The sequence below is a fragment of the Micromonospora auratinigra genome (genome assembly GCF_900089595.1).
Taxonomy (GTDB): Bacteria; Actinomycetota; Actinomycetes; order Mycobacteriales; family Micromonosporaceae; genus Micromonospora; species Micromonospora auratinigra.
In genome coordinates this window covers 935,379-953,081 of sequence record NZ_LT594323.1, presented here as the reverse complement: position 1 = coordinate 953,081, position 17,703 = coordinate 935,379, and the positions used below count along the sequence as shown (strand labels likewise).

Annotated in this window: 8 protein-coding genes; 2 read left to right on the top strand and 6 right to left on the bottom strand. The window is 76.6% G+C overall.

Annotated elements, in window-relative coordinates:
- Positions 1-41: 41 nt before the first annotated feature.
- From GA0070611_RS04285 to GA0070611_RS04265, 5 genes are all read right to left on the bottom strand, one after another.
- The gene (locus GA0070611_RS04285) at positions 42-3,551 is read right to left on the bottom strand and encodes a non-ribosomal peptide synthetase (RefSeq protein WP_091657758.1); all 3,510 of its coding nucleotides are present in this window, start codon (positions 3,549-3,551) and stop codon (positions 42-44) included.
- Positions 3,548-5,857: a lantibiotic dehydratase gene (locus GA0070611_RS04280; RefSeq protein WP_091657753.1), complete on the bottom strand. Its 2,310-nt coding sequence runs from the start codon at positions 5,855-5,857 to the stop codon at positions 3,548-3,550. The genes GA0070611_RS04285 and GA0070611_RS04280 overlap by 4 nt, the downstream gene beginning before the upstream one ends.
- Entirely contained in the window at positions 5,854-9,042 is a 3,189-nt protein-coding gene (locus GA0070611_RS04275) for a thioesterase domain-containing protein (protein ID WP_091657749.1), read from the bottom strand. The genes GA0070611_RS04280 and GA0070611_RS04275 overlap by 4 nt, the downstream gene beginning before the upstream one ends.
- On the bottom strand, positions 9,039-12,509 hold the full coding sequence (locus GA0070611_RS04270) for an AMP-binding protein (protein WP_091657746.1): 3,471 nt from the start codon (positions 12,507-12,509) through the stop codon (positions 9,039-9,041). Before GA0070611_RS04270 ends, GA0070611_RS04275 begins: the two co-directional genes overlap by 4 nt.
- A 325-nt stretch (positions 12,510-12,834) precedes the next feature.
- Positions 12,835-13,230 carry a DUF2267 domain-containing protein gene (locus GA0070611_RS04265; protein ID WP_091657742.1) on the bottom strand — a complete coding sequence of 132 codons (396 nt, stop codon included), beginning with the start codon at positions 13,228-13,230 and terminating at the stop codon, positions 12,835-12,837.
- 110 nt (positions 13,231-13,340) lie between these two features.
- On the opposite strand from GA0070611_RS04265, the gene GA0070611_RS04260 reads away from it, so the two are divergent.
- On the top strand, positions 13,341-15,446 hold the full coding sequence (locus tag GA0070611_RS04260; RefSeq protein WP_091657738.1) for a molybdopterin-containing oxidoreductase family protein: 2,106 nt from the start codon (positions 13,341-13,343) through the stop codon (positions 15,444-15,446).
- Between the two features lie 117 nt (positions 15,447-15,563).
- A complete protein-coding gene (locus tag GA0070611_RS04255) occupies positions 15,564-16,268 on the top strand; it encodes a CBS domain-containing protein (RefSeq protein WP_091657735.1) in 705 nt (234 codons plus the stop codon).
- Positions 16,269-16,312: 44 nt separating this feature from the next.
- Here the strand turns inward: GA0070611_RS04255 and GA0070611_RS04250 are convergent, their stop codons facing one another.
- On the bottom strand, positions 16,313-17,671 hold the full coding sequence (locus tag GA0070611_RS04250) for an MGH1-like glycoside hydrolase domain-containing protein (RefSeq protein WP_091672435.1): 1,359 nt from the start codon (positions 17,669-17,671) through the stop codon (positions 16,313-16,315).
- Between the last annotated feature and the right edge of the window lie 32 nt (positions 17,672-17,703).

Here is a 17,703-nt window from a genome sequence, read left to right as displayed (position 1 = left end):
GGTTGTCCTTACTCACGCGGTACGGCGGGGAGGGTTGCCCGTCAGGGTTGCTGCGGTCGTCGGGGCGGCGGGGTACGGCGGGCCCGGCCGCGCCGGGCGGCGGCGCGCAGCGCGGCACGGGCCAGTTCCGGCCGGTCGGCCGCGCCGTCGAGGTTGGCGGCGAGGGCCCGCACGGTCGGGTGGCGGAACAGGTCGAGCATGGTGATCGAGCGGCCGGTGGCCTCGCTGAGCCGGGCGTGCACGGCGGCCAGGGCCATCGAGTGGCCGCCGATGTCGAAGAAGTTGTCGGTCACCCCGACCCGGTCGACGCCGAGCACCGCCCGCCAGATGCCGGCGACCAGTTCCTCGGTGGCGGTGAGCGCGTCGGGGCCGGCGGGCAGCGGGACCCGGGCCGGCTCGGCGGTGGCGACGGTCATCGCGCCCAGCGCCGCCACCCGGGCGGCCGGCCGGGGCAGCTCGGTGGCGACCTGCGCGGCCGGCACGTCGGGCGCGGCGGCCAGCGCCCCGACCAGGGCGGCGAGGTCGGCCAGCAGCGCCTCGACCCGGTCGGCGTCGAAGAGGTCCGGGTTGTGCACCACCTCGACGCCGACCCGGCCGTCGCGCTCCACCACGTACACGGTGATGTCGAACGGGGAGCCGGGCTTCGGCACCGGCACCGGCTCGACCGCCAGCCCGGTGAGGGTGAGCCGGGGCGCGACGAAGTTGAGCACGTTGAACAGCACCTGCACCAGCGGGGCGCGGGAGGTGTCCCGGGCCACGCCGAGCGCCTCGACGATGCGCTCCAGCGGCGCGCCGGGGTGCTCGGTGACCTGGTGCAGCTCGGCGGCGCAGCAGTCGACCAGCTCGCCGAAGCTCGTCCCGCCCGAGTGGACCCGCACCGGCACGGTGTCGATGAAGAACCCGATCACCTCGTCGAAGGCGGCCAGCCGCCGGTCCGCGACGATCGCGCCGAGCACGTGCTCGTCGGCGCCGGTGACCCGGCGCAGCAGTTCACCGAAGCCGGCGAGCAGGACCGCCGCGACGGTGCCGCCGCGCCGGGCGGCCAGCTCGCGGACGGCCCGGTCGGCCGCCGCCGGCAGCAGGACCGCCGCCTCCGCCCCGGCGTATGTCTGCACCGCCGGGCGGGGCCGGTCGCGGGGCAGCTCCAGGGTGGTCGGCGCGCCGGCCAGGTGCGTGGTCCACCAGGCGAGGTCCGGCTCGCCCCGGCGGCGGTCCCGCTCGGCCCGCCAGACCGCGTAGTCGGCGTACGTGGCGGGCAGCGGGGGCAGCGTCGGCGGCTCGCCGGCCACGGCGCGGGCGTACGCGGCGGCGAGGTCGGCGTAGAGCAGCGCCTCGGACCAGCCGTCGAAGACGGCGTGGTGCACGGTCACCGCGAGCACGTGCTCGTCGGGCCCGAGCCGGTAGACGGTGGCCTGCCAGGGCGGCCCGGTGGCCAGGTCGAACGCGTGCCCGGCCCCGGCGGCCAGCATGGTGGCCAGCTCCGCGTCGGGGTCCGCGGCGCCGGTCAGGTCCAGCACCGGCACCGCCACGTCGGAGGGTTCCTCGCGGACCGCATACGGCACCCCGCCGGTCTGCGGGATCCGCCAGCGCAGCACGTCGTGCCGCTCCACCACGGCGCGCAGCGCGACGCCCAGCGCGCCGACGTCCAGCGGGCCGCGCAGCCGGTGCGCGACGGCGATGTTGTAGGGCGCGCTGGAGGGGGCGAGCTGGTCCATGAACCACAGTCGCCGCTGCGGCGGGGAGAGCGTCGGCGGGTTGCCGGTGGTCAGCCCGTCCGCGTCGGCGGGCGCGGCGGCCCGGACGTGCTCCAGCAGCGCGGCGAAGGTGCGCCCGGTGAACACCGCCAGGGTGTCGACGTGCCGGCCCAGCTCGGCGCGGAGCGCCGCGACCAGCCGCATCGCGGCGATCGAGTTGCCGCCGGCGGCGAGGAAGTCGCTGTCCGGGCGGGGCGCGGCGCCGAGCAGCCGGGTCCAGAGCCGCCGCACGGTCGCCTCGACCGGGTCGTCGCCGTCCGGTTCCGGGTCCGGGAGCTGCTCGGGCGCGGTGGTGGCGAGGGCGCGCAGCGCGGGCCGGTCCAGCTTGCCGGTGGTGGGGCTGACCGGCAGCGCGGCCAGCCGCACCGTCCGGGCCGGCAGCATCGCCGCGGTCAGCCGGGTCCCGGCGTACGCCCGCAGCGCGTCGTGGTCGGGGGCGTCGGCCGGGGTGAGGAAGGCGACGAGTTCGGTGCCGGCCGGGCCGGGCACCGCCTCGACGGCGACCCGCTCGACGTCGGGGTGCCCGGCCAGCACCGCCTCGACCTCGCCCGGCTCGATCCGCTGGCCGCGCACCTTCACCTGCCGGTCGGTGCGGCCCAGGTAGACGATCCGGCCGTCCGGGTCCTGCCGGACCAGGTCACCGGTGCGGTACAGCCGCTCGCCGGGGCGCTCGCCGAACGGGTCGGGCACGAACCGTTCGGCGGTCAGCGCGGGCCGGTCGAGGTAGCCGTCGGCCAGGCCGGGGCCGCCGATCAGCAGCTCGCCGGTCTCCCCCGGCGGCACCGGGCGCAGCGCGGCGTCGACCACGTACGCCCGGTGGTTGGGCAGCGGCCGGCCGATCGGCACCGGGTCGGTGTCGGCGGCGGTCAGGTCGCCGGTGACGGCCAGCACGGTGGTCTCGGTGGGGCCGTAGCCGTTGACGAAGCGCCGGCCGGGGGCCCAGCGGGCGGCCAGCTCGGCGGGGACCGCCTCGCCGCCGCAGAGCACGGTCCGCCAGCCCGGCACGTCGGCCGGGTCGAGCAGGGCGAGCACGGTCGGGGTGATGAACCCCCAGGTGACCTCGTGCGCGGCGATGAACCGGGCGAGCCGGACCGGGTCGGCCCGGTCGTCCGCGCCGAGCAGCTGCACCGCGCCGCCGAGCAGCAGCGGCACGAACAGGTCCATGGTGGCCGCGTCGAAGCCGAGCGAGGCGATGCCGAGGCTGCGCACGCCGGCGTCGGCGCCGGTGAGCGCGGTGACCCCGGTGACGAACTCGACCACGTTGCGGTGGGTGGTCAGCACGCCCTTAGGCCGCCCGGTCGAGCCGGAGGTGAACAGCACGTACGCGGGGTCGCCGGGGCGGGCCGGGCAGGGCGCCAGCGGGGCCGGGCCGGGCAGTCCCAGCGCCGTGACGCCCGGCTCGTCGCCGAACTCGACGGCGGCGGCGTCGCCGACGACCACCCGGACCCGGGCGTCGCGGGCGATCTCGCGTCGCCGCTCGCGGGGTCCGCCCGGGTCCAGCGGCACGTAGGCGGCGCCGGCGAGGAGCACGCCGAGGACGGTCACCACCAGGTCGGGGGTGCGGTGACCGCAGACGCCGACCCGGTCACCCCGGCCGACCCCCCGCTCCCGCAGCGCGGCGGCCACCCCGGCGGCCCGGTCGACCAGGTCGCGGTAGCGCAGCCGGACGTCCCACTGGCGGACGGCCACCGCGTCCGGGGTGCGGGCGGCCTGGGCGGTGACCAGGTCGGCGAGGGTCGCCTCCGGCCAGGGCAGGACCTCTCCGGCGGCGGCGCTGGCGGTCAGGATGTCGGTCACCCGTGGTCTCCCCGGTACGGTGCTGGATCGGTGATCTGGAGGCGCAGTTCGCTGACGTAGCCGTGCCCGGCGGCGTCGGTCACCCAGGACCGGGCCGGTTCGGGCAGCAGCTCGGTGACGGTGACCGGGACGTCCGGTCCGGTCTTCAGGGCGGCGTCGACCATGGCGCACAGCGACTGCGCGTAGAGCGGGCCGGTCAGGTCGACGTAGCAGGGCTTGACCTCGGTGCCGACCTTGACGAAGACCCGCTCGGGCAGGTCGAGCGCGGTCCGCCAGCGGCGGACCGCGAGGTAGCGCTCGGCCTCGGTGCGGTGTCCGGCCAGCCCGCAGCCGCCGGCCGTGGTACGCCAGCCGCGCCGGTTCACCACCAGCCGGTCGATGGTGATCCGGGGCGTGTGCGGGGCCGGGTCGAGCAGCTTGAACGAGTCGACCAGCAGCGCGCCGAGCAGCGAGGCGAAGACCTCCGTGACGGGCCAGCGGCCGCCGTCGGGGAAGACCGCGACGAGGTCGCCGGCCACCGCCTCGACCCGGACCGCGGTGGCCGGGACGAGGCGTTCCACGTCGCCGCCGCGGGCGGTGTCGATGCCGAGCTGCCGGTCCGCCGGGCCGGCGAGCGCGTACGTGGTGCGGGTGGCCAGCCGGGGCCAGCCCTCGGGGTAGAGCACCCGCAGCCGGGCCGGCCCGAGGTCGGCGTCCAGCGCGGCGCGCAGCGCCACCGGGTCGGGATGGAACGGGGTGAGCACCGCGCTGTCGTACGGGACGGTGGCCGGGTGCAGCTCACCGAGGACGAGCAGGAACTCGCCCCGGTTCAGCGCCGCCACGGAGTCGGCGGCGAGCTGGACGTCGGCGTTGTGGATGCGGGCGGACGGCCACCCCGGCCCGGTCGCCGGGAACAGCTCGGCGGCGCGCTCCGCCAGGTCGGCGGCGTCGAGCCGCAGCTCCGGCTGACCGGCGGGCAGGTCGCGCAGGCCGCACAGCCGGGTCCACCGCTCGGTCAGCTCGGCACCGGCCCGGGCCACCGGGCCGTCCGGGGCGAGCAGCATGCCCTGGGCGAGGAACCAGACGTCGGCGAGCCGGACCGGCCCGTCGGCGGCCAGCTCGGCGTGCAGGTCCGCGACGATCCGGGCACAGCCGGCACCCACCTGGGCGGTGAGCCAGCGGGCGGCGTGCAGCACGATGGACAGCGGCGCGGCGAGCGCGTCGGTCACGGTGGCGCCCACCCGGACGGTGAGGTCGCGGGAGGTCTCCTCGTAGAGCACGGTGCGGCCGGCGTACATCTCGCCGCTCTGCCGGGTGGCCGGCCGGCCGGTGACGGCGGTGAACTCGGCGTTGAGCAGCACGAGCGCCGCGCCGAGCCGGTCCGGGTCACCGGCGGCGGCGGCGACCGCGTCGCGGGCGGCGCGCAGCCGGTCGAAGCCGGCGCCCACCTCGGCCCGGGTCCCGGCGTCGCCGATCGCGGCGAGGCGGGCGGTGAGCACCCGTTCCGCCTCGGGGCTGTTCGGCAGGTTCGCGTCCCAGGTCAGCTGTCCCCGGTCGACGAGCCGGTCCAGCAGCAGGTACGCGTCGGCGGTGGTGCGCAGCCCGACGTCACCGTCGGCGACGGCGCGGGCGGCCAGCTCGATAGCGGGGGTCCGGCCGTCGCAGTACCCCAGCAGCCGCGCCTCGGCGGCGGTGAGCGGCACCGGCGGGTGCAGCGGCCAGCACAGCTGCCGGTCCACCACGCTCAGGTGCGGTTGCAGCGCCGGCGCCCACCAGCGGCGCACCGCGAGGTCGTCGGCGAGCCGGTCGGCGTACGCGATCAGCGCCCACGCCTCGAAGACCACCTCGCGCCGGGCGACCAGGCCCGGCCCCGGGGTGAGCCGGGTGTCCGGGTCGTCCGGGTCGAGCACGCCCCAGCAGACCGGCCCGAAGAAGCCGATCGTCTCGGCCTTGCCGCAGTAGCGCTGCCAGTAGCGCAGCAGGCTGAGTTCGCGCTTGCGGCGGCGCACGTTGCGCACCGCGGGGTCGGTGTGCAGCAGCCCGTCCAGGGCGATCAGCATGTCCGGGTTCTGCCAGGTGACCGCCTCGCGCAGCAGCGGGTCGGCGGCCAGCTCGGCCAGCTCGGCCGAGGAGCCGGCGAACGCCGTGCCGAGCGCCTTCTCGGCGACCTCGCGGGTGACCGTGCCGTCGAGGTGGGCGTCCGCCACCGCGGCGGCCTCCGGCGCGGTGAGCCGGTCCAGGCCGGCGGCCGGGAAGCCCGCGGTCCGCAGCACCACGTCCCGCCAGACCGACCAGCCCGTGTCGCCGAGGGGGATCCGGTGGCTCACGACCGACGCTCCGCGCCGGTCGCGTCCACGATGTGCAGCCGCAGCTCGCTGAGGTAGCGCCGGCCCGCGGCGTCCGGCACCCAGGCGTCGGCCGGGCCGGGCAGCATCTCGCCGACCACCAGGGAGACGTCCGCGCCGTGCGCCATCGCGGCCGAGCGGACCATCGCGCAGAGCATGTCGGCGTACACCGGGCTGGACAGGTCGACGAAGCAGGGCTTGGTCTCGCTGCCCAGCTTGACGTACACCTGCTCGGGCAGGCCCAGGCGGGCCCGCCAGCGGCGGACGGCGAGGAAGCGGTCGCGTTCCCCGACGGCCGGGCCGAGGCCGCTCTCCCCGGCGGTGGTCCGCCAGGTCTCCCGGGCCACCACCATCCGGTCCAGGGTGATCCGGGGCGTGTGCGGCGCGGCGGCGACCAGTTTGAAACCGTCCACCGCGTGGGCGCTGAGCAGCTCGGCGAAGATCGCGGTGAGCGACCAGCGCTGGCTGTCGGAGGCGGTGGCGACCAGCCGGCCGTCCTCGTCGGCGACGGTGAGGTCGACGGTGGGCAGCAGCCGGTCCCGGTCGGCCCCGGGCGCGGGGCGGAAGGCCAGCTCGCGGTCGGTGGGGCCGGTGAGCGCCGCGGCCACCCGGCTGGTCCGGCGCGGCCAGTCGGTGGGGAAGAGCAGGCGTACCCGGCGACCGCCGAGGTCGGCGGCGAGCGCGTCGCGCAGCCGCTGCGGCTCGGGGTGGCCGGTGACCAGCGGCGCGGTGTCGAACGACGCCCAGGCGGCGTGCAGCTCGCCGAGCACCACCGTGTAGTCGCCCCGGGCCAGCGCGTCGACGTCGGCGGCGCAGAGCTGGAGATCCGGGCTGTGCAGGCGGGCCAGCGGCCAGTCCGAGGGGCCGGGGTCGGGGAAGACCGCGTCGATGCGCTCCCGCAGGTCGGCGACCGCGACCCGCACCTCGGTGGCGTCGGCGGGCAGCGTGTCCAGGCCGAACAGGCCGGACCAGCGGGCGGCGAAGTCGGCCGCGACCCGGTCCACCGGCCGCTCCCCCTCGCCCCAGAACAGGCCCTGCGCCAGGTACCACAGGTCGGCCAGGGCGACCGGCCCGTCACCCGCCTCGGCGCGCAGCTCGGCGTACAGCTCCCGGAACACCTCGCCGTACGCCCGTTCCAGCGCGCCGACCAGCCAGCGGGCGGCGCGCAGCAGCACGTCCAGCGGGGCGGCCAGCTCGGCCAGCAGCGGCGCGCCGAAGACCACGTCGAGGTCGCGGGTGGTGTCCTCGTAGCAGAGGGTGCGCCCGGCGTACATCTGGCCGGCCCGGCGCTGCGCCGGCTGCCCGGTCAGCTCGGTGAAGACCGCGTCGAGCCGGTCCAGGGCGGTGCGCAGCCGCGCCGGGTCGTCGGCCGCGTCGGCGACCGCCTCCCGGGCGGCGGTGAGCCGGTCCAGTCCGGCGCGGGCGGTCGCGCGGACCGGCTCGTCGCCGATCGCCTCGATCCGTTCCCGCAGTACCCGTTCGGCGTGCGGGCCGATCGGCAGGTCGGCGTCCCAGGAGATCAGCTCCCGCTCGACGAGACGGTCGAGCAGCGCGTACCCGTCCTCGGGGCGGCGCAGGCCGACCGCCGGGTCGGCGACCAGGTCGCGGGCGGGGCGGCCGTCGGCGGCGGCGAGCAGCGCGGCCTCCACCGGGGTGAGGGTGACCGGCGGCCGGCCGGGACGCCGCACGACGCGGTCACGCAGCGCGAGGTGGGACAGCAGCCGCGGCGCCCACCAGCGGCGCACCGCCGGGTCGGCGGCGAGCCGGTCGGCGTACGCGGTGGTCGCCCATGAGTCGAGCAGCACCCAGCGGCGTCGGGTCAGCGCCGGGCCGGGCCGGACGTCGGCCACCTCGGGCCGGGTCGGGTCGATGCGCACCCAGCAGCCGGGGCCGAAGAAGCCGACCGTCTCGTTCTTGCCGCAGTAGCGCTGCCAGTACTTCAGCAGGGCCCGTTCCCGGTCCCGGTGCTTGTTGTTGCGGCGCGGCTCGGGCCCGGCGGCGGCGATCGCGTCGAGGATCATCAGCGCGTTGCGGTTCTGCCAGGTGACCGCGGTACGCAGCAGCGGGTCGGCGGCCAGCTCGGCGAAGTGCCGGCCGGCGGCGGCCGCCGCCTCGGCGAGTTCCTTGTCGAGGCGTTCCGCGCCGCAGCCGGTGGCCAGCAGCTCGTCGGCGGCCGCGGCGGCCGACGGCGCGCCGAAGCGGGTCAGCCCCTCGGCGGGGAACCCGGTGGTGCGCAGCACCGCGTCGCGCCACACCGACCAGCCGGTGTCGCCGAGCGGCACCCGGTGGTCCGCGGCGACCGGCCCGGCTCCGGCACCGGACGCGGACCCGGCGCTCGACGACGACCGCGCGGTGGACGCGGACCCGCCGGCGACCGACGCGGACCCGGCGGCGACCGACGCGGATCCGGCGGTGGGTGCGGGCGCGGAGGCGGCGGCGAGGGCGTCGGTCAGGTCGGCGCGGATCGCGGCGAGCAGGTCGGGCAGCCGGTCGTTGAGGAAGAAGTGCCCGCCGTCCAGCTCGTGCAGGGTGAACCCGGCGGCGGTGTGCTCGGCCCAGGCGGCGCTGTGCGCCCGGGTCACCGCCCGGTCGTGCACGCCGCTGAAGGCGACCAGCGGCACCGGCAACGGCTCACCCGGTGAGTACCGGTAGCCGTCGACCCGGCCGAAGTCGGCCCGCAGCAGGGGCAGCAGCAGCTCCACCAGTTCGGGGTGGTCGAACAGCTCGGCGGGGAGGCCGCCGCCCTCGGCGAGGCGGCGCAGCAGCTCGTCGTCGTCCACCCGGGACAGCCCGTCGAAGAGGCTGGGCGCGGTGACGTGCGGGGCGCGGGCGCCGCCGACGTACAGCCGCAGCGGCAGCGGCCGGCCGGTGCGGCGCAGCTCCCGGACCACCTCGAAGCCGACCCGGCCCCCCATCGAGTGGCCGTAGATGGCGTACGGGCGGTCGGCGCGGGACGCGATCGCGTCGGCGACGTCGGCGACGGTGAAGCGCGGGTCCTCGCTGATCCGGTTCTCCCGACCGGGCAGCTGCACCGGCAGCACCTCGACGTCCGGGCCGATCCCCTGCTGCCAGCGCCGGAACGCGCTCGCGCCGGCGCCGGCGTACGGCAGGCAGAACAGCCGCACCGGCGCCTGGGGACGGCTTCCGGTGGAGACGAACCAGTTCACCGCGGGCCTCTCTGCACGGGGTCGATCCAGTACCGGCGGCGCTGGAACGGATAGGTGGGCAGCCCGGTCCGCCGGACCGAGCCCTCGGGATGCAGCGCGTCCCAGTCGACGTCCCGCCCGGCCACCCAGTCGGCGGCCGTCTCGCGCAGCGCGCCGCCGTCCCCGGCGATCCGGGCGTCGCCGTCGAGGAGCAGGTCGAGCGCGGCGAGCGCGGCCGGCAGGTCGGTGGCGAGCACGGCCGCCCGGTGGGCGAAGGCCCGCCGGCCCAACGCCAGGGTGGCGGCCACCTCCGACAGCGCCGGCGCGGCCGTCGCCAGGTGGTTGCGCAGCCGGGTCAGTGCGGCGCGCAGCGCCACCGGGGTACGCGCGGACACCGGCAGCAGCCAGGGCCCCTCGCCGGGCGGGTCGGCCGGCTCGTCCGGGGGCGGCTGCTCCACCAGGACGTGCGCGTTGGTGCCGCCGAGCCCGAAGGCGCTGACCCCGGCCACCCGGCGCGGTCCGTCCGGCCAGTCCCGGGCCTTGGTCGGCACGTAGAACGGACCGGCGGCCAGGTCGATCTCCGGGTGCGGGCGGGTGAAGTGCAGGTTGGGCGGGATCACCCCGTGCCGGACGGCGAGCACCGCCTTGATCAGGCCGGCCACGCCCGCGGCCGCGTCCAGGTGACCGATGTTGGTCTTCACCGAGCCGAGCGCGCAGGAGCCGGCGGGGGCGGCGCCGGCGTACACCTCGTGCAGCGCCGACACCTCGATGGCGTCGCCGAGCGGGGTGCCGCTACCGTGCCCCTCGACCAGCCGTACCTCGCCGGGCGCCACCTCGGCCACGGCCAGCGCGTTGGCCACCGCGGCGGCCTGGCCGGCCGGGCCCGGCACGGCGAAGCCGGCCCGGTCCGGGCCGTCGTTGGTGACCGCCCACCCAGGCAGGACGGCGTAGATCCGGTCGCCGTCGGCCTGGGCGTCGGCGAGCCGGCGCAGCGCGACGACCCCCACCCCGGAGCCGAAGCCGGAGCCGTTGGCGCCCTCGTCGAAGGCCCGGCAGCGGCCGTCCGGCGAGGCCAGCCCGCCCGGGGTGTGCCGGTGCCGGGGCCAGGTGACGGTGACCCCACCGGCCAGCGCGAGATCGCACTGGTAGTCGGCGAGGCTCTGCGCGGCGACGCAGACCGCGACCAGCGAGCTGGAGCAGGCACTCTGCACGGCCAGCGCCGGGCCGGTCAGGCCCAGCCGGTACGCGACCTGACCGGGCAGGTGGTCGGTGAACTGCCGGCCGACCAGCCGGGCCTCCCAGTCGTCCGGGTCCACGTCGCCGACGACCGCCGGGTTGTCGAGCAGGTGGAACAGGAAGTAGCGGTTGGCGGAGGTGGCCGCGTAGACGCCGACCGGGCCGGGGAACCGGGCCGGGTCGTGCCCGGCGTCCTCCAGCGCCTCCCACGCGGTCTCCAGGAAGAGCCGGTGCTGGGGGTCGGTACGGGCCGCCTCGTCGGCGCCGAAGGAGAAGAACTCGGCGTCGAAGTCGGCCACCCCGTCGAGCCGGCCGACGGCCCGCACGTGCCGGGGGTCGGCCCGCAGGCCGGGCCCGATGCCGAGCGCGGCCAACTCCTCGTCGTCGTACTCGTGGATCGAGTCGACGCCGGTGCACAGGTTCCACCAGAAGGTGGCCAGGTCGGGCGCGCCCGGGAAGCGGCCGGCGAGCCCGACCACGGCGATCTCGTCGCCGGTGTACTCGCGGGCGGCGGCGGTGGGCGCGGCGGGGGCGGGCAGCACCGGGGCGCGGACCGCCTCCGGTGGCGCGTCGAGCAGCGCGGCCTGGGCGGCCACCGTGGGGTGGTCGAAGAGGCGCAGCATCGGCAGCCGTACCCCGAACCGGTCGGCCAGCCGCTGCTGCACCTGACCGAGCAGCAGCGACTGGCCGCCCACATCGAAGAAGCTGTCGGTGCGACCGACGGCGGTGCGGCCGAGCACCGCGCACCAGATGTCGTGCACGATCTGCTCGGTGCCGGTGGCCGGGGCGGCGTCGGCCGGCACCTCGCAGGCCGGGTCGGGCAGCGCCCGCTCGTCGACCTTCCCGGTCACGGTGAGCGGGAACTCGTCGAGCACCACCACCGCCCGGGGCAGCGCGTAGCCGGGCAGGGTGGCGGCGAGGGCGGCCCGCAGCGCCGCGCCGTCCGGCCGGGTCCCGGCGGCCGGACGGGCGTACGCGAGCAGTTCGCCGTCGCGGGCGATGGCCCGGACCCCGGCCACCCCGGGTTGGGCGGCGAGCACCGCCTCGACCTCGGTCAGCTCGACCCGGTGACCGCGGACCTTGACCTGCCGGTCGAGCCGGCCGAGGCAGACCAGGTCGCCGTCGGGCAGCCGGCGGCCGAGGTCGCCGGTGCGGTAGCCGCGGAGCCCGCCGCCCTCGTCGACGAAGCGGTCGCTGTCCTGGTTGAGGTAGCCCGGCGCGAGGTGCCGGCTGCGCACCACGATCTCGCCGGTGTCCGGGGCGAGACGCAGTTCGTAGCCGGGGAAGGCGGCGCCGATCGGCAGCGGGCCGGTGGCGGCCGGGTCCACGGTGGCCAGCGGCAGCAGGTACCGGGCGGCGAAGGTCATCTCGGTGGCGCCGTACCCGTTGACCAGCAGGCAGTCGGCGGCGAACCGGTCCCGGCCGCGGGCGGCGTCGGCCCAGGTCGCCTGCTCGCCGCCGAGCAGCACCGCGCGGACCGCGTCGAGGCGGCGCGCGCCGAGGGCGTCGAGCAGGAACCGGTAGACCGTCGGGGTGCAGTGCAGCACCGTGGCCCGGTGCCGGTCGAGCTGCTCGACGGCGTACGCGAGCCCCTGCCGGCGCAGGTCGACGGGAACCACCGCGGCCCCGGTGAGCAGCGCCGGGTAGAGGTCGGGGATGGCGGCGTCGAAGCTGAACGAGGCGAGCAGGCTGAGCCGGTCCGCCGCACCGATCGCCAGGGCGGCGATCTGGTTGTCGACGACGTGCGCCAGGTTGCGGTGCGTCTGTCCGACCGCCTTCGGCACCCCGGTGGAGCCGGAGGTGAACAGCACGTACGCCAGCGCGTCCTCCTCGACCGGGACGGGTCGCAGCGGCGCGGGCGGCACGTCGTCCAGCGGCACCACGGCACGGCCGTCGGCCAGCTCGTGGGCCAGCTCGCGGTGCTCGGCCGCGCAGGCGAGGGCGTCGACCCCGGCGGCGGTCAGCATGTGGCGCAGCCGGTCGACCGGGAAGCCCGGGTCGAGCGGCACGTACGCGCAGCCGGCGGCCAGCGCGCCCAGGAGCGCCGCCACGGTCGGTGTGCCGTGTGCGGTGAGCAGCGCGACCCGGTGACCGGGTCGGACGTCGGCGGCGACGAGCGCGGCCGCGTGCCCCCCGGCCGCACCGGCGAGTTCGGCGTAGCTGACCTCGTGGGTCTCGCCGAGCAGCGCCGGACGATCACCGTGACGTGCCGCGACCTCACCGAAGCGATTGATGATCATCGGTCGGGTCATGTCAGTGGAGTGGATGTCTCTCCACCGACGACAGGCGCGCAGCAATCAACGAATGTGATCATGATCCCCCCCAGGACTTCACATTGGAAGCAGAATAGAACTCAATCTCTCGATGGGAAGGGGATCGATGTCGGTAGAGCCGAAGGGCTGACGGCCGCCTGGAACCTCGGACGGAGGAAACCGTCCGATCATCCCTCTAGCGCGAAGACGATTTTCGGCGTACAGCCATACCGGCGAGTAATTTTACGGTGAAAATACTTTCTGGCCGTGAAATTTTCATCCAAGCGGCCACGCTGCCGCAGCTCAACCCGACCGGGGAGCATCCTCAGTGATCGTACGGCGGACGCGGGATCGGGTCGACCATCGCGTCGAAACCTTTCGGCAACTGCGCGACGAGATCCTGGAACTCGCCCACCGTCACCGTGTCCCGCAGCGTACCCAGCACCGCCCGGGTGCCCACCTCGGCGACCGCCGGATCCACCCCGGCCCGGTCGGCGACCCGGCGCAGGAAGGTGACCGGGCCACCCGCGCCGCCCTCCTCCGGAGAGCCGACCAGGTAGGTGCCGATCTCGTCGGGGAGCTGGGCCGCCAGGTCCGCCGCCTCCGCGCCGGTGATCCGGTCGGCGAGGGTCTGCAGGACCGCGCGGGAGATCGTCGCGGCCTGCTCGGTCGGCAGCTCGGCGCGGCGGGACACCGCCTCGACGAATAGGGGAAACCGCACGCCCGCCTCCTGTCGCCCACCGGCCACGGCCGGATGCCGCCGGATACCCGGGGTGCGCGACGACAAACGGCCGGCACCGCGGGCGCACCGCCGCTCGGTAGGCTCGCCGCATGGCCCGTACCACCCACTCCGGCGCCTGCCCGCTCGACTGCCCCGACACCTGCGTCTGGCAGCTCACCGTGGAGGACGGCCGGGCGGTCGCGCTGCGCGGCGACCGGGAGCACCCGTTCACCAGGGGCGCGCTCTGCGGCAAGGTCAACCGTTACCTCGACGCGGTCAACGGTCCCGACCGGCTGACCACCCCCTACCTGCGGACCGGCCCGAAGGGCGTCGGCCGGGTCGCGTACCGGCCGGCGAGCTGGGACGAGGCGCTCGACCGGGTGGCCGCCGGCCTGCGGACGAGCATCGAGCAGGACGGCCCGGAGGCGGTCCTGCCCTTCTACTTCGCCGGCACCATGGGGCTGGTGCAGGGCTGGTCGATGGGGCCACGGCTCTTCGCCCACCTGGGCGCGTCCCGGTTGGACACCACGATCTGCACGGCGGCGGCCCGCGCGGCCACCGAATCGATCTACGGCGCCTCGGTGGGCTTCGAGCCGGAGTCGATCGTGGACGCGAAGCTGATCGTGCTCTGGGGGGCCAACCCGCTCGCCACCAACCTGCACCTGTGGCCGTTCGTGCAACAGGCCCGGGAACGCGGCGCGTACCTGGTCACCATCGACCCGCTGCGCACCGAGACGGCGGCGCGCAGCGACGAGCACCTCGCGCCGCTGCCCGGCACCGACGCGGCACTGGCGCTCGGCCTGATGCGCGGCGTGCTCGACGCCGGCGCGGTCGACGAGGAGTGGCTGGCCGCGCACACCGTCGGCTGGCCGGCGCTGGCCGCCCGGCTCGCCGAATGGCCGGTGTCGCGCGCGGCGGCCGAGTGCGGCCTGCCCGTGGAGGTGCTCCACCGGCTCGCCGGACGGATCGCCACCGCCCCGCCCACCGCCGTCCGGGTCGGCCTGGGCCTGCAACGGCACCACGGCGCGGGGCAGGCGATCCGGGCGATCTGCGCGTTGCCACTGCTCACCGGCGACTTCCGGTACCCGGGCGGGGGCGCGCTGGTCACCACCAGCGGCCACCACCGCACGCCGCTCGGCGCGGTCGTCCGGCCACCCGACCTGCCGATCCCACCGGCCCGTGAGATCAACATGAGCCGGCTCGCCGCGGTGCTCACCGGCGAGGCCGACCCACCGGTCACCTCGCTGGTGGTGTTCAACGCCAACCCGGCCGCCACCGTGCCCGACCAGCAGCGACTGCGCGCCGGACTGCTCCGCGCCGACCTGCACACCGTGGTGCTGGAGCAGCGCTGGACCGACACCTGCGACTACGCCGACGTGGTGCTGCCCGCCACCATGCAACCCGAGCACCTCGACCTGCAGACCTCGTACGGTCACCACTACACGACGTTGAACCTGCCGGCCACCGGGGCGCCCGGCGCGGCGCTGCCCAACACCGAGATCTTCCGCCGGATCGCCGCCGCGCTGGGCCTCGACCATCCCCGGCTGCGCGACAGCGACGAGGAGCTGGCCCGGCAGCTGCTGCGCGACTCCCCGGTCAGCTTCGAGGAGCTGTGCGAACGGACGTACGCCCGGACCACCGGGGTCGAGGTCGGCTCCGCGCCGTACGCCGAGGGCGGCTTCCCCACCCCGGACGGGCGGGCCCGGCTGCACGACCCGGAGCTGGCCCCGTCGGGCGTGGACCCGCTGCCCGGCTACACGCCGCCGGCCGAGGCGGGCGACACCGCGCTGGCCGCCCGGTTCCCGCTGGTGCTGCTCTCCCCCGCCGGCCGGTTCCTGATGAACTCCACCTTCGCCTCGCTGCCCTGGCACCTGCGCAGGGCCGGTCCGCCCCGGCTGCACCTGCACCCCCACGACGCCGACGCGCGCGGCCTCGCCGACGGCGACGCGGTGCGGGTCCGCAACGACCGGGGCGCCTTCCTCGCGGCGGTCGCGGTGGACGAGGCGACCCGGCCCGGCGTCGCCTTCACCTACAAGGCCTACTGGGCGCGGCTGAGCCCGGGCCGGGCCACCGTCAACGCGGTCACCGGGGTGCGCGACACCGACCTGGGTGGCGGACCGACGTTCCACGACTGCCGGGTGGAGGTGGAACGGGTGCCGGCCGAGCTGCTCACCGCCGAAGCGCCTGCCGACGGGACGGCCCAGCCGGTCGGCTGACGGCGGTCCCGCCACCGCCGGGCGGGACTTCCGGCCCCCGGGGCCGGTCCCTGCGCCCCTGCTCGGGCCCACCGCGCCGACCTAGCGTCGGAGGTGGGAGCGAGCAGGGAGGTCGCCATGCGGACATGGCAGGTGCAGGACGTGATGACCACCGACGTGGCGGCGGTGACCGAGGGCGCGGCGTACCGGGAGATCGTCGACGTGCTGACCGGCCGGCGGGTCACCGCGGTGCCGGTGGTGGACGGCGCGCGGCGGGTGCTCGGCGTGGTCTCCGAGGCGGACCTGCTGTACAAGGTGGAGCTGCTGGGGCAGCCGCACGAACGGCGGATCTTCCCGGACCGGCACCAGCGGGAGGCGCGGGCCAAGGCGGGCGCGACGCTGGCCGTCGACCTGATGACCGCGCCGCCGGTCACCGTGTCGCCGGACGCCTCGCTGGCCGAGGCGGCCCGGCTGATGGACGCCCGCCGGGTGAAGCGGCTGCCGGTGGTCGACGACCTCGGCCGGCTGGTCGGCATCGTGACCCGGGGCGACCTGCTCAAGGTCCACCTGCGCCCGGACGGCGACATCCGCCGCGACGTGGTCGACGAGGTGCTGCGGCACACCCTCGGCGTGCCCGACCGGGTGGTCGACGTGACCGTGACGGGCGGGGTGGTGACGCTCACCGGCCAACTCGACCGGTGGTCCACCGTGCAGCTGGCGCTGCGGCTGACCCGGCAGGTCAGCGGCGTGGTGGAGGTGGTCGACGCGCTCGGCTACGCGATCGACGACGCGCCGATGTCGGCGTTGCGGATCGGCGGGAGCACGCCGGCCGGCATCGCCTGAGCCCGAGAGCCGGCGTCGCGCCCTGGGGGAGCGACGCCGGCGACTCAGCCGTCGGCGAGGGCGTCCAGCAGCAGCGCGGCGGTCCAGCTGAACGCCGGGGAGCCCAGCCCGGCCCCGGTGTCCGGGTGGAAGTACTCGTGACAGCCGCCGCGATCGACCAGCGCGAACAGCGACTCCCGCAGCCCGGCGGCCAGGTCCGGGCGGTGGTGGGTGAGCAACCCGCGCCAGAGCATCCAGGTGGTGTTGATCCAGCTCGGGCCCCGCCAGTAACGCAGCGGCTCGAAGTCCGGCGCGGTGCGGTCGTGGGTGGGCAGCGGCCGGTCCATCCGGGCGGCCAGCCCGAAGCGGGGCGAGCAGGCCTCGGCGAGCACCGACTGCACCTGGCGGGGCGGCAGGTCGGGCAGGATCAGCGGCATCAGCCCGAGCACCGTACGGGCCGGGATCAACCGGCCGGTGCGCAGGTCGCGCGGGTGAAAGGTGCCGGTGGCCGGGTCCCAGAGCCGGGTGACGAGCGCCTCGGTGATCCGGGTGGCCCGGTCGCGGTGCGGCCCGGGGTCGGCGCCGACCACCGTGGCGATCCGGGCCAGGGCGTGCTCGGACATCCCGAGGACCGCGTTGACCAGCGGGCACTCCACCAGGAACGGGTGCCGCCCGAGCAGCCCCTCGTCGCGGTAGCGGCCCGCGCGGTAGGCGTCGACCAGCGTGACGTACCGCGCGTAGTCGAGGTCGGTGGGGCGGTGCGCGGCATCGGCGTGCGCGGTGTCGTGCCGACGGTACGCCCGCATCACCGCGACGTCGGCCGGCACGGCGGCCAGCGGGGCGTCCCAGGCGGGGCTGTTGTCCAGCCCGGACTCCCACGGGTGCACGATGCAGGCCAGCCCGCCCCCACCCACGTCGCGCCGCCCGGTCAGGTAGCGCTGCTGGGCGACCAGCCGCGGATAGAGCCGGTGCAGCGCGGCCACCGACGCCTCCGACGGCGCACGCCGGTGCACCAGCCAGGCGGCCGGGGCGTGCACCGGCGGCTGCACTATGCCGGAGGTGGCCCGGGCCGGGGCGCCGTCGGCGCGGCCCGCGTCCCAGAACTCGGGCCCCGGGAAGTACGAGCCGACCCGCAGCGCCGGGTTGAACACGATGTGCGGCACCCGCCCGTCGGCCCACTGCGCGGCGAACAGCGTCCGCAGCTCCCGCCAGGCGCGGTCGGGGCGGACGTGGGCCAGCCCGACGGCGATGAACGCCGAGTCCCAGCTCCACTGGTGCGGGTAGAGCGTCCGGGACGGGACGGTGTGGTCGTGTTCCCAGTTGGCGTCGAGGGTGGTGAGCGCCAGCCGGCGCAGCCGGGCGGCCCGTTCCGCGCCGGTCGGGCCGGAACCGGTCGCGGCGGGACCGGTCGGGCCGGGGCGCAGTGAGGCGGCCGCGCCCCCGGGGACGGCGGCCG

What these genes read in the sequence shown, in the direction of transcription:
- GA0070611_RS04270 (WP_091657746.1), bottom strand. Translation starts at nt 12,509, where the DNA reads ATGACCCGACCGATGATCATCAATCGCTTCGGTGAGGTCGCGGCACGT.
- GA0070611_RS04260 (WP_091657738.1), top strand. Translation starts at nt 13,341, where the DNA reads ATGGCCCGTACCACCCACTCCGGCGCCTGCCCGCTCGACTGCCCCGAC.
- GA0070611_RS04255 (WP_091657735.1), top strand. Translation starts at nt 15,564, where the DNA reads ATGCGGACATGGCAGGTGCAGGACGTGATGACCACCGACGTGGCGGCG.